This window comes from Variovorax sp. WDL1, from assembly GCF_001541225.1.
Classification (GTDB): Bacteria; Pseudomonadota; Gammaproteobacteria; order Burkholderiales; family Burkholderiaceae_C; genus Variovorax.
On record NZ_LMTS01000324.1, the window covers coordinates 24,235 to 35,973 of the forward strand.

The following is an 11,739-nucleotide window of genomic DNA, read 5'->3' on the forward strand; positions in this document are numbered from 1 at the left end:
AATGGGCTAAGGCAATTCGCGTCGTTTCATAATCTGCATATGACCGAAACCGTGAATGCCGATCCAGCGGAACTCGCCAAATTCTCGGAGCTGGCTCACCGCTGGTGGGATCTGGAAAGCGAATTCCGGCCGCTTCATGAAATTAATCCACTCCGTCTTGAGTGGATCGAAAGTATTACGCCCATAGCAGGACTTCGGGTGCTCGACGTGGGTTGCGGAGGCGGAATCCTCGCTGATGCGATGGCGCGGCGCGGCGGTGACGTGCTTGGCATCGACTTGGCCGACAAGGCCCTCAAGGTGGCCCAACTGCACGCGCTAGAGGCTGCGACGCGCGGCGTGAAGTATCGCCTTATCAGCGCCGAAGCGCTGGCCGCCGAGCAGCCCGAGAGCTTCGACGTCGTCACCTGCATGGAGATGCTGGAGCATGTGCCGCAGCCGGCCTCGGTCGTGGGGGCCTGCGCCCGGCTGGCCAAGCCCGGCGGCTGGGTCTTCTTCTCGACCATCCATCGCAACCTCAAGTCTTTCCTCTTCGCGATCGTCGGGGCGGAGTACGTGCTGGGCATGCTGCCGCGCGGCACGCACGAGTACCAAAAGCTGATCCGGCCGAGCGAACTGGCTGCCCACTGCCGCGCTGCAGGGCTCGACCTGCACCAGACACGCGGCCTGCAGCACAATCCCGTCACACGTCGCTATTGGCTCAGTGACGACACCAGCGTCAACTACATGTTTGCAACGCGCAAGCCGCCTTTGCCCCCATCATGATCTCCGCTGCCGGACCCAGAGCCGTTCTGTTCGACCTGGACGGCACGCTGATCGACAGCGCACCCGACCTGGGTGCCGCTGCTGATCAAATGCGCACCGAGCGCGGACTGGCCTCGCTGCCGATGGAGCGTTATCGCCCCATGGCCGGCGCCGGGGCGCGCGGGATGCTGGGCGTCGCCTTTGGTATCACCCCCGACGCGCCGGACTTCGCACCGCTGCGCGAGGAATTTTTCCTCAACTATGAAGCTCGGATGATGCGCACGCGGGTATTTGACGGCGTGGCTGAGCTGGTGGCGGCACTTTGCGCGCACGGCCTGCAATGGGGTGTGGTCACCAACAAGTCGGTCCGCTTTACCGAGCCGCTCACGCGCGCGATGCCGTTGTTCGCCACGGCGCGCGCGATCGTCAGCGGCGACACGACCCCTTACGCCAAGCCGCATCCCGAGCCACTGTTCGAGGCGGCACGGCAACTGGGTGTGACGCCGGAGCACTGCATCTATGTGGGCGACGACGAGCGCGACATGACGGCTGGGCGGGCCGCGGGCATGCGCACCGTGGCCGCGGCCTACGGCTACATGGGCGCCGATGCGGACGTGACGCTCTGGGAAGCCGACGCGGCCATCAAATCACCCCTGGAGCTCTTGCAACTACTGGAAGCGGCCTAAAATACGCGACTTGGGGCTGCACTGGTTTCGACGTGGGTTCGGAATCGCAGCGGGGCATGTCGAGCTGAATGCGCTCGTAAAACAGATTCAAACAAACTAACTGCAAACGACGAACGTTTCGCACTCGCCGCTTAATTGCCGGTGAGCTTTGCAACAGCACGCCGATGGGCTGGGCAAGGGGGCAAGGAGCAATCCGCGCCTCCCGGCTGCAAAGATAATCTACATCGGCTGGCCTCGATCCGGGTACCTTGGGTCGAGGCGAGATCCAAGGGTACTGGCGGCCGGTGTAGCGTGCGACTGCGCGACACCGGTGGCGAGACTCAAAACAGATCGCTAAACATGTAGATCTGCGCGAAGAAGGCTTGCGGACGGGGGTTCAAATCCCCCCAGCTCCACCATTCAACCTGCAAAGACTTCCTCTTTGCGTTCACGATGGTCGCGGTTTGCTCCCGAGCGGTTCAGCATCGGGCATCGTTTCCAACCTCTCCTCAAGTACTATGCCGCGCCGATCGGTTCGGTCGGGCCGGCGCGCAGTTCTGGGAGACCACAATGACAATCACCACACCTTCGGTGCAGCCCGTCACTTGGAGTGACCTGTGCGATGCCGGGTTCTGGCGCTCGCTCGCCCCTCAGCTTTGTATCGGCGGTGTGCAGTCGGATGTTGGGACCGCGCCGCGGCAGAGCAATGAACGGCTCGCGCAACGGATGTCGAAGGACGGCTATTTTGGCGACAGCGATGAGGTGATCGAGCGGCTGGCGCCGCTCGTCGGCGGTGCCGTGACGCGCTGCGTCGCTATCGGGCTGCCGGCCGTGTTCGCGTGGGTCTACGACGAGCCGTGGGCTTGCTATGCACGCCTGCGACCGGTGTTCGCGCATTTCCTGGGTGCCGAGTACAAGCCATTGCCGGCCTTCTGGGCGTGGCACGTCGATCCAAGGAAGGGAGAGACCGGTTGGAAGCCGCACCGTGACAACCGCTACAACTCACTAGCCGCGGATGGGTCGCCGATCTCACTCACCTGTTGGATCCCGCTGTCCGACGCGAACCCGCTCAACAGCTGCATGTACATCGTGCCAAAGCACATGGATCCTGGTTACAGCACGCCAGCCGGCATGCCGGAGCCACCGACGCCTGTGTTTGCCGCGCGTGCGCTGCCGGCGAAGCCGGGCGACTACCTGGTCTGGAATCAGTGCGTCATGCACTGGGGCGGCCCGACCAGCGAGTTTGCCGAGCAGCCCCGCATGAGCATGGCACTGGAGTTTCAGCGTGGCGACGTTCAACCCATCATGCAGCCATTCCAACGCGGGGAACATTTTCCGGCCATGCCTCCCTTACTGGAGCAGAAGCCCCATCCCGGCTTCGAGGCCCGCCTGCAACTCGTCGCGCGTCAGATCCTCCAGTACCAGCACATGTATGGCTTGTCGCAGAGTCTCGCCGACCTCGCGGCGTATCTGCTGACGGCGCCCACGCGTGACGACTGGCAGCAGCGTCCAAGCTGCAGATTCTGATTCTTTCTTTCGCATTCCTCGCGCGTTGTCGCACGCGGGCTATAGTCCGCCTCGCTCGCGCTCGCAGCCGGAGGGGATCGGCCTTCCGGCAGGCAACGGAGACACCCGTGGCCCGCGCGCGCTGGAGGATACACATGGAATCATCGACGCCGCCCACGAACTCGAATTACTACGATGTCGTTCCGTACGAGTCTCATCCCTTCCCACAATCGACAATCGAGCATCTCGAGGCCCTGGCCTTCCTCTTCGGCCTCGCCACGCCGCCTCTCAAGACGGCGCGTGTGCTCGAACTGGGCTGCGCCGCGGGCGGTAACCTGATCCCCATCGCCGCCCGCCATCCGGACGCATCGATGGTGGGGGTGGATCTGTCCTCGGTGCAGATCCAGCAGGGCCAAGCAGCCATCGACCAGGCGCAGCTCAGGAACATCGAGCTGCGGGCCCTGGACATCACAGGCATCGACGCTTCCTTTGGCCAGTTCGACTACATCATCTGCCACGGCGTCTACAGCTGGGTGCCGGCGGCGGTGCAGGACGCGATCCTGCGCATCTGCTCCCAAAACCTGGCGCCCGAAGGCGTGGCCTACATCAGCTACAACGTGTACCCCGGATGGAAGGCGCGCGAGATCGTGCGCGACGCCATGATCCTGCGCGGCGCCCCACGCGACGAGCCAGACGAGAAGCTTTCCTACGCCCGCGGGATGCTCGAGTTCCTGGAACAGTCGGCGCGGCCCGACAGCGTACTCAAGAAGACGCTGGAAGAGAACATGCCGATCGTGCGCAACTCGGGGGCGTACTACCTCCTGCACGAATTCCTCGAGCCGCACAACGCCCCCTGCTACTTCAAGGAGTTCGCCGCGCGCGCCGGCGCCCACGGCCTCAGCTACCTGGCGGACGCCGAACCCTCGACGATGTTCGTGCAGAACTACGGGGAAAAGGTGCGTGATCCGCTGCTGAGGGAATGCGGGGGCAGCCAGATCATGATGGAGCAGTACCTGGATTTCCTGGTCAACAGGACGTTCCGGCAGACATTGCTCGTCAAGCAAGAGCGTGCCTCGGGCGTCCGCTATCGCCTTGACGCCGAGCGCATCCGGGCGCTGGAGTACGCCGGGGTGTTTTCGGCCCAAGACGGCGAAGTGCTCACGCTCGATGCGCGCGAGCAGGTCTGCCGCGCGATTCGCAACCTCAAGGTCACGCTGCGGGTGCCGGTCCACAAGGCGGTGGCCCAGGTGCTCGACGAGCGCTACCCGGCGAGCACGCCCACCGATACGCTGATCGCCGCGGTCTCGGCGCGCACCGGCGAGCCGCGGGCCGCTGTCGAGACGCCGGTCATGGCGATGCTGGAGGAACTGCTGATCCTCGGGGCGGTGCGCATCCGGCGCACGCCGCCTCAGGCCAGTGTCGCGGTGTCGGCCTTCCCGCGCGCGGCCGCCGTGACGCGCAATGCGCGGGGTCTTGCGCTGAGTGCGGGACCAACGGCCGTCGCCTGCAATCAATGGCATGAGCTGGTGGGACTGTCCTTGCTCGAGCGCTGCCTGCTGCCCTTGCTCGACGGCAAGCATTCGCACGAGGCCCTGGCCCAGCACCTGGCTGCAGAGGCCCGCGCTGGAAGGCTGCGGTTCATCAAGGACGAGAAGCCGCTGACCGAGGAAGCGGCGCTGCGCGAGTTCACGCAGCGGCAGGTGGCCCTGGCATTGCGCGACCTTCGTCGAAAGGCGCTGATAGAGGCATGATGCACTCCTTTGCAAAAAGGAGATCGCGGTGAAAGAACTCATGTGGACCACGGCAGCGCGCAGCGCGGTCGTGGCGGCGCTGGCGCTGGCCGGTGTGGCCCAGCTGCATGCCGCTTCACAGGCGCCCGCGGCCGCCGAGAACGGCATGGTGGTGAGCGCCCAGCACTTGGCGACAAAGATCGGCGTGGATGTGCTCAAGCGCGGGGGCAATGCCATCGATTCTGCGGTGGCGGTGGGGTACGCGCTCGCGGTGGTTTATCCGGCGGCCGGGAACCTGGGTGGCGGTGGCTTCATGACAGTGCAACTGGCCGACGGCCGCAAGACCTTTCTCGACTTCCGCGAAAAAGCGCCGCTGGCGGCAACCGCCAGCATGTACCTCGACAAGGAAGGCAACGTGGTCAAGGGCCTGAGCACTCTTGGCCATCTTGCAGTCGGCGTTCCGGGCACTGTTTCCGGGCTCGAGCTGGCGCGCCAGAAATACGGCACCCTGCAGCGCGCCGCGCTGATTGCGCCGGCGATCGCTCTGGCCGAACGCGGCTTCGCGCTGGAGCAGGGTGACGTCGACATGCTCGCCACGGCCACCGCCGCGTTCAAGAAGGATTCGGCCACCGGCGCCATCTTCCTCAACAAGGGTGAGCCCTTCGCGGTCGGCCAGAAGCTGGTGCAGAAAGACCTGGCCAAAACGCTCAAGGCAATCAGCCAAAAGGGCCCCGACGGCTTCTACAGGGGACCTGTCGGCGCAGCCATCGTCAAGTCGAGCCAGGCCGGCAAGGGCATCATCACCCAGGCCGACCTCGATCAGTACACGACCCGCGAGCTTGCGCCGATCGAATGCGACTACCGAGGCTACCGCGTGATCTCGGCGCCCCCGCCGAGTTCGGGTGGGGTGGTGATCTGCGAAATGCTGAACATCCTCGAAGGCTATCCGCTCAAGGACCTGGGCTTCCGCTCAGCCGAGGCGGTGCACTACCAGATCGAGGCCATGCGCCACGCCTACATGGACCGCAACAGTTACCTGGGCGACCCCGATTTCGTGAAGAACCCCCTCGACCGCCTGCTCGACAAGGGCTACGCCGAGAAGATCCGCGCGGTCATCGACCCGAAGAAGGCCGGGGTTTCCAAGGAACTCAAGCCCGGCGTCCCGCCGCACGAAGGCAGCAACACCACCCACTATTCGATCGTCGACCAATGGGGCAACGCAGTCTCGGTGACCTATACGCTCAATGACTGGTTCGGCGCCAAGGTCACGGCGGCCGGCACTGGCGTGCTGCTCAACAACGAGATGGATGACTTCACCTCGAAGGTGGGCGTACCCAATCTCTACGGCCTGGTGCAGGGCGAGGCCAATGCCATCGCCCCGGGCAAACGGCCGCTGTCCTCCATGAGCCCGACCATCGTGACCAGGGAAGGCAAGCCTGTCTTCGTGGTCGGCACGCCCGGTGGCAGCCGCATCATCACGGCGGTGCTCCACACGATCCTCAACGTGGTGGACTACGGCATGAACGTGCAGGAGGCGGTCGATGCGCCGCGCTTCCACCAGCAATGGCTACCTGACGTGACCAATGTCGAGACCTTCGCGCTCGGTCCCGATACCCGCAAGATACTGACCGACATGGGCCACAACATCGGTGTGCCCCAGCCGGCCAATCATGTTGCGGCGATCATCGTCGGCGCTCCTTCGCTGGGCGGCAAGCCGGTGGGCAAGAACCGCTTCTACGGCGCCAACGACCCGCGCCGCAACACCGGACTCGCCCTCGGCTACTGATGCGCATCGAGGAGATCCTCTACACCCAGGGCTTCGGCACCCGGCGCGTTTGCGCCGGGCTGGTCCAACAAGGCTTCGTGCAGGTGCAAGGGGCAGCGGTCACCGATCCGGGCGCGGAGTTCGAGGCGCAGGGCCTGCGTTTCACCGTGCAGGGCAGCGCGTGGGAGTACCACGAGAAGGCCTACGTGATGTTGCACAAGCCGGCTGCCACGGAATGCTCGCAGAAGCCTTCGACCTACCCCAGCATCTACACGCTGCTGCCGGCGCCCCTGCGCCAGCGGCCCAACAAGGGTGCGGTGCAGGGCGTGCAGGCCATCGGACGCCTGGACCAGGACACCACGGGGCTGCTTCTGCTGACCGACGACGGCCAGTTCATCCACCGCATGGGCTCGCCCAAGCACCACGTGCCCAAGGTCTACGAAGTGGGCACGAAGCATCCGATCGATCCCGGGCAGCTCGACCGGCTGCTGGCCGGCGTGGTACTCGACGACGATCCCAAGCCGGTGCGGGCGGCGGCCTGCGAGGCGACCGGTCCGCTGCAGCTTCGGCTGACGCTGACGGAGGGCAAGTATCACCAGGTCAAGCGCATGCTCGCTGCCGTTGGCAATCGGGTCGAGACCCTGCACCGTTCCCGCATCGGCCCGCTCGCATTGCCGCCGGACTTGGCGCCCGGCCAGTGGAGGTGGCTGGAGACGGAGCAGGTCGAGGCCCTGCGAAATGCACGCGCCGGTCAGCCGCCGAACAGGATCGATCGTTAAGATTTGAAGCCTCCTTCCGGAAACGTCCCCCCTTGCGCTTCAAGTTCTCCGCCCCAGGCCGCCGTTACGCGGCCTTTTTGTTTGCCTGCGTGGCGCTGCCTTCGCTGGCCGCCGAGCTGCCACCGGTCTTCGTGCTCAATTCGCTCGATGCCACGGTGAGCGTGATCGATCCGGCCAACTGGAGCGAGAAGCAGCGCATCCCGACCGGCAAGGAGCCACACCATCTCTACCTCTCGCCCGACGAGCGCTCGCTGATCGTCGCCAACTCGGCCGGCGACTCGCTGACGTTTCTCAATCCGCGTACGGCCGAGGTCCAGCGCGTGGTTTACGGCATCATCGATCCGTACCACCTGCGCTTCTCGCCCGACATGAAGTGGCTCGTCACTGCCGGCAACCGGCTCAACCACGTCGACATCTACCGCTGGGACGGCAAGGAGCCCAGGCTGGTCAAGCGCCTCCCGTCGGGCAAGACGCCGAGCCACATCTGGATCGACGGCAAGAGCGCCACCGCCTGCGTGACCATGCAGGACAGCGATGAGCTGGTCGCAGTCGACCTGGCCACCCAGACTGTCCGCTGGCGCACCCCCACCGGGCCCATGCCCGCAGATATCTTCGGTATCCACGACGGAAAGACCCTGTTGGTGGGGCTTACCGGCAGCGACGGCGTGCAGGTCTTCGACGTCGCGGGTCCTCAGCCCAAGCCGCTCGGCAAGATCCTGACGGGGCAGGGTGCCCATGCCTTCCGCTTGGCCGGCGACGGCCGCAGCGTCTTCGTCAGCAACCGCGTGGCCAACAGCATCAGCCGCATCGACCTGCAGACACTGCAGGTTGTCGACACCTACCCGGTGCCTGGCGGGCCCGACTGCATGGATGTATCGGCCGACGGCAAGACGCTCTACGTGACCTCGCGCTGGGCCAGGAAGCTCAGCGTGCTTGACCTGGCGGCCCACAAGGTGGTGAGGCAGGTGCCCGTCGGCCGCTCGCCGCACGGGGTCTGGACCCTGGATCATGCAAAGCGCTAGGGCTGCGGCCGCCTCGTTCCTTCTTGCGGTGGCCGTCGCGCCCACCGGCGCCCTCGCGCAGGGCAAGTGCGCCAAGCCGGTCTACCTGAGCTTCGACACCGGCCACATGGGGGTGGCGCCGCTGGTGGCCGATGTGCTCAGGCGCCAGGATGTGCGCGTAACCTTCTTCGCCGCGGCCGAGCGCACCCAGACGGGCGGCGACAGCCTGGACAGCCAGTGGGCACCGTGGTGGAAGGCGAGGGCCGCCGAAGGCCACGAATTCGCCTCCCACACCTACGACCACGCCTACTGGTGGGGCGACATCAAGGGCGTCGCACCTCGCTTTCGCATGCAGCCCTCGTCCGGCGCATTCGCCGGACGGCAGTTCACATGGGATGCGCAGCAGTACTGCGCCAACATCGCCAAAGCCTCCGATCGCCTGCAGCACATTACCGGCAAGAAGCCGCTGCCGCTGTTCCGGGCCCCGGGCGGCAAGACCTCGCCCAAACTGCTGGCGGCGGCCAAGGCCTGCGGCTATGAGCACGTGGGCTGGTCGCCCGCCGGCTTCCTGGGCGACGAGCTGCCGAGCGAGCAATTCAGCAACGAGAAGCTGCTGCAGCAGGCCCTCGATCGCATCCAGCCCGGCGACATCCTGGTCGCGCATTTGGGTATCTGGTCGCGCAAGGACCCGTGGGCGCCGGCGGTGTTGGAGCCCTTGATCGTCGGACTCAAGGGCAAGGGCTTCTGTTTCGAGACGCTGCGCCAGCATCCGGCCTATCGTGCCTGGATCGCATCGCATTCCTGAATCGCGTGCTGCTGTGCCGATGGACTGGCTGACGGACATCTTCGCCAACGTGCAGCAGTGGCTCTTCGAAGCCGCGGTGCAGCCGCTGGTCTACGCCGTCGGCCTCGGCGGGTGGGTCGAGGACGCCTTCAACGCCACAGGCTGGCTTTTGGTCGGGCTGATCCAGATCGGCGTGCTGGTCGCGCTCATCGGCCCCCTGCAGCGCTGGCGCCCGGCCGAGCCGGTGGTCGACCGGCCGGCCATCCGCACCGACATCCTCTACACGCTGATCCATCGGCTGGGCCTCTTTCGCCTGGCCATGTTCTTCGCGGTCGATCCACTGTTCGACGACGTGTTGGGCGCTGTGCGCGCTGCCGGCTGGGGCTCCGCCCACCTGGACCAGCTCTGGCCGGGCATGACGGACATCCCCTGGGTCGCCTTCGCCATCTACCTGGTGGTGCTGGATTTCGTCGAATACCTCATCCACCGCGGGCAGCACCGCTTCAACTGGTGGTGGGCGCTGCATTCGCTGCACCACTCGCAGCGGCAGATGACCATGTGGAGCGACAACCGCAACCACCTGCTCGACGACCTGATCCACGACTCCATCATCGTCGTGGTGGCCCAGGTGATCGGCGTGGCGCCGGGGCAGTTCATCGTCCTTGTCGCCTTCACGCAGCTCAGCGAGAGCCTGCAGCACGCCAACCTGCGCTGGAGCTTCGGCGCGCTCGGCGGGCGGCTCTGGATCAGCCCTCGCTTTCATCGCGTGCACCACAGCATCGGCATCGGCCACGAATCGAAAGGCCCGCGCACGCTCGGTGGCCACAACTTCGGCGTGCTGCTGCCGTGGTGGGACATGCTGTTTCGCACCGTGAGTTTCGAGGATCGTTACGACCCGACGGGCGTGCGCGACCAGGTCGAGCCCGATGCGCATGGCCGGGTGCGGGATTACGGCCGCGGCTTCTGGTCGCAGCAGTGGCTGGGCCTGAAGCGGCTGGCGGACCGCGGTTGAACAGGGTCGCGCGGCTCATGCCGGGGTCATTGAGCCCCGCGTTCACCCGCTGGCGTTATCCTCGGCCCCCGATGCGTCTCCTCCTCGACTCCTTCTGGCGATCGGTTGCCTATTGCATGCACCCGCGGGTGATCGTGCTGTCGCTGCTTCCGCTCGGGCTCATGGTGCTGCTGGCCGCGCTGCTCGGATACTTCTACTGGGACGCCACCGTCGCCTGGACGCGCGAGGCGCTCGAGGCCTGGCCGCTGCTGGCCAGTTTCTGGGGCTGGATCGGGCGGCTGTTCTCCGGCGACGTCACTTCCGTGGTCGCGCCGATGGTCGTCGTGATCGCCGCGACGCCGTTGATCGTGGTGGTGGCGCTGCTGGTCGTCTCCGGCCTGATGGCGCCGGCGCTGACGCGACTGGTGGCCGAGCGCCGCTTCCCGGCGCTGGAGCAGAAAAAGGGCGCTTCATTCGTCGGCAGCGTGTTCCGCTCGCTGGGCCTCACGGTCCTGGCGCTGCTTGCGCTGGTGGTGTCGATGCCGCTATGGCTGATCCCGCCCCTGGTGCTGATCCTGCCGCCGCTGATCTGGGGCTGGCTGACCTACCGCGTGATGAGCTTCGACGCCCTCGCAGAGCACGCGAGCCCCGAGGAGCGTGCGACCCTGCTGCGCGACCACCATCTGCCGCTGCTCGGCATCGGTGTGCTGTGCGGCTACCTGGGCGCGGCGCCAAGCATCGTCTGGGCGTCCGGGCTGCTCTTCGTCGCTGCCTTCCTGGTGCTGGCGCCGCTCGCGATCTGGATCTACACGCTGGTGTTCGCCTTTTCCGCGCTCTGGTTCTCGCACTACTGCCTGGACGCGCTGGCCAAGCTGCGGGCGCAGCGCGCTGCGGCGGCCCTTCCCACCACGGCGGCCGAGGCGGCGGACGCCCGCGCTGTCGCAACCCAATGGGGTGCTCCATGACCCGTCTCATCGGCCTGCTCGTCGTCGGCGACGAGATCCTCTCCGGCAAGCGCGCCGACAAGCACATGCCCAAGCTGATCGAACTGCTCGCCGCTCGCGGCCTGCAACTGGCCTGGGCCGAATACGTGGGCGACGAGCCGACCCGCATCACCGCTGCGCTGGGGCGCGCCTTCGCATCGGGCGACATCGTGTTCTCTACCGGCGGCATAGGCGCCACGCCCGATGACCACACGCGCCAGTGCGCGGCCGCGGCGCTGGGCGTGCCGCTGGCCTTGCATCCCGAGGCCGAGGTCCTGATCCGGGAACGCATGCAGGACACGGCGCGCGAGCAGGGCACCGTCTATGAGCCGGACCGCCCCGACAACATCCATCGCCTCAACATGGGCGTGTTCCCGCTCGGGGCGAAGATCATCCGCAACCCCTACAACAAGATCCCCGGCTTCAGCGTGGCCGACGTGCATTTCGTGCCCGGCTTCCCCGTCATGGCCTGGCCGATGATCGAGTCGGTGCTCGACGAGCGCTACGGCCACCTGTTCGCCCGCGGCCGCTCGGTCGAGAAGTCGGTGATCGTCTACGGTGCCATGGAAGCCACGCTCACGCCGCTGATGGAGGCTGTCGAGCGCACGCATCCGGGCATCAAGGTCTTCAGCCTGCCCAGCGTCGACCACGCCGAGCACGGTCGCCACATCGAACTCGGCGTCAAGGGCGACGCCGAGCGCGTCGACGCGGCCTATGCGCAGCTGCTCGAAGGCCTGCACAGTTTTAATGCGCGTCTTGGCCCCGAATTGGTGCGTTGAGCTGACAGGCACCAA

Annotated in this window: 11 protein-coding genes and 1 other RNA gene; all 12 read left to right on the plus strand. The window is 66.1% G+C overall.

What is annotated here, in order from left to right:
• The first annotated feature begins 39 nt into the window (after positions 1 to 39).
• The 12 genes from ubiG to APY03_RS36495 all read left to right on the plus strand — a co-directional run bounded on the left by ubiG (position 40) and on the right by APY03_RS36495 (position 11,724).
• Positions 40 to 762 (plus strand): bifunctional 2-polyprenyl-6-hydroxyphenol methylase/3-demethylubiquinol 3-O-methyltransferase UbiG, encoded by a 723-nt coding sequence (gene ubiG, locus APY03_RS36440; RefSeq protein WP_068685158.1) that lies wholly within the window; start codon positions 40 to 42, stop codon positions 760 to 762.
• Positions 759 to 1,427, plus strand: coding sequence for an HAD-IA family hydrolase (locus APY03_RS36445; RefSeq protein ID WP_068685160.1), 669 nt, complete (start codon positions 759 to 761; stop codon positions 1,425 to 1,427). Before ubiG ends, APY03_RS36445 begins: the two co-directional genes overlap by 4 nt.
• A 12-nt stretch (positions 1,428 to 1,439) precedes the next feature.
• Positions 1,440 to 1,825: a transfer-messenger RNA gene (gene ssrA, locus APY03_RS36450) on the plus strand.
• Between the two features lie 151 nt (positions 1,826 to 1,976).
• Positions 1,977 to 2,933: a phytanoyl-CoA dioxygenase family protein gene (locus APY03_RS36455; RefSeq protein ID WP_162487107.1), complete on the plus strand. Its 957-nt coding sequence runs from the start codon at positions 1,977 to 1,979 to the stop codon at positions 2,931 to 2,933.
• Positions 2,934 to 3,067: 134 nt separating this feature from the next.
• Positions 3,068 to 4,663 carry a methyltransferase regulatory domain-containing protein gene (locus APY03_RS36460; RefSeq protein ID WP_068685164.1) on the plus strand — a complete coding sequence of 532 codons (1,596 nt, stop codon included), beginning with the start codon at positions 3,068 to 3,070 and terminating at the stop codon, positions 4,661 to 4,663.
• 40 nt (positions 4,664 to 4,703) lie between these two features.
• Complete coding sequence (gene ggt, locus APY03_RS36465) at positions 4,704 to 6,428, plus strand: gamma-glutamyltransferase (protein ID WP_174262816.1); 1,725 nt, start codon at positions 4,704 to 4,706, stop codon at positions 6,426 to 6,428.
• The gene (locus APY03_RS36470) at positions 6,428 to 7,186 is read left to right on the plus strand and encodes a pseudouridine synthase (protein WP_068685168.1); all 759 of its coding nucleotides are present in this window, start codon (positions 6,428 to 6,430) and stop codon (positions 7,184 to 7,186) included. The genes ggt and APY03_RS36470 overlap by 1 nt, the downstream gene beginning before the upstream one ends.
• 77 nt (positions 7,187 to 7,263) lie before the next feature.
• Complete coding sequence (locus tag APY03_RS36475; RefSeq protein WP_232081328.1) at positions 7,264 to 8,208, plus strand: YVTN family beta-propeller repeat protein; 945 nt, start codon at positions 7,264 to 7,266, stop codon at positions 8,206 to 8,208.
• Positions 8,195 to 8,992 carry a polysaccharide deacetylase family protein gene (locus tag APY03_RS36480; protein ID WP_068685172.1) on the plus strand — a complete coding sequence of 266 codons (798 nt, stop codon included), beginning with the start codon at positions 8,195 to 8,197 and terminating at the stop codon, positions 8,990 to 8,992. The genes APY03_RS36475 and APY03_RS36480 overlap by 14 nt, the downstream gene beginning before the upstream one ends.
• Positions 8,993 to 9,011: 19 nt before the next feature.
• Positions 9,012 to 9,983, plus strand: coding sequence for a sterol desaturase family protein (locus tag APY03_RS36485; protein ID WP_068685174.1), 972 nt, complete (start codon positions 9,012 to 9,014; stop codon positions 9,981 to 9,983).
• A 71-nt stretch (positions 9,984 to 10,054) separates the two neighbouring features.
• Entirely contained in the window at positions 10,055 to 10,927 is an 873-nt protein-coding gene (locus tag APY03_RS36490; RefSeq protein ID WP_068685176.1) for an EI24 domain-containing protein, read from the plus strand.
• Positions 10,924 to 11,724: a competence/damage-inducible protein A gene (locus APY03_RS36495; protein ID WP_068685178.1), complete on the plus strand. Its 801-nt coding sequence runs from the start codon at positions 10,924 to 10,926 to the stop codon at positions 11,722 to 11,724. The genes APY03_RS36490 and APY03_RS36495 overlap by 4 nt, the downstream gene beginning before the upstream one ends.
• The last annotated feature ends 15 nt before the right edge of the window (positions 11,725 to 11,739 follow it).

Excerpts from the sequence above, each read along its gene's own strand:
- ubiG (WP_068685158.1), top strand. The coding sequence starts at position 40 with ATGACCGAAACCGTGAATGCCGATCCAGCGGAACTCGCCAAATTCTCG.
- APY03_RS36445 (WP_068685160.1), top strand. The coding sequence starts at position 759 with ATGATCTCCGCTGCCGGACCCAGAGCCGTTCTGTTCGACCTGGACGGC.
- APY03_RS36455 (WP_162487107.1), top strand. The coding sequence starts at position 1,977 with ATGACAATCACCACACCTTCGGTGCAGCCCGTCACTTGGAGTGACCTG.
- APY03_RS36460 (WP_068685164.1), top strand. The coding sequence starts at position 3,068 with ATGGAATCATCGACGCCGCCCACGAACTCGAATTACTACGATGTCGTT.
- ggt (WP_174262816.1), top strand. The coding sequence starts at position 4,704 with ATGTGGACCACGGCAGCGCGCAGCGCGGTCGTGGCGGCGCTGGCGCTG.
- APY03_RS36470 (WP_068685168.1), top strand. The coding sequence starts at position 6,428 with ATGCGCATCGAGGAGATCCTCTACACCCAGGGCTTCGGCACCCGGCGC.
- APY03_RS36480 (WP_068685172.1), top strand. The coding sequence starts at position 8,195 with ATGCAAAGCGCTAGGGCTGCGGCCGCCTCGTTCCTTCTTGCGGTGGCC.
- APY03_RS36485 (WP_068685174.1), top strand. The coding sequence starts at position 9,012 with ATGGACTGGCTGACGGACATCTTCGCCAACGTGCAGCAGTGGCTCTTC.
- APY03_RS36490 (WP_068685176.1), top strand. The coding sequence starts at position 10,055 with ATGCGTCTCCTCCTCGACTCCTTCTGGCGATCGGTTGCCTATTGCATG.
- APY03_RS36495 (WP_068685178.1), top strand. The coding sequence starts at position 10,924 with ATGACCCGTCTCATCGGCCTGCTCGTCGTCGGCGACGAGATCCTCTCC.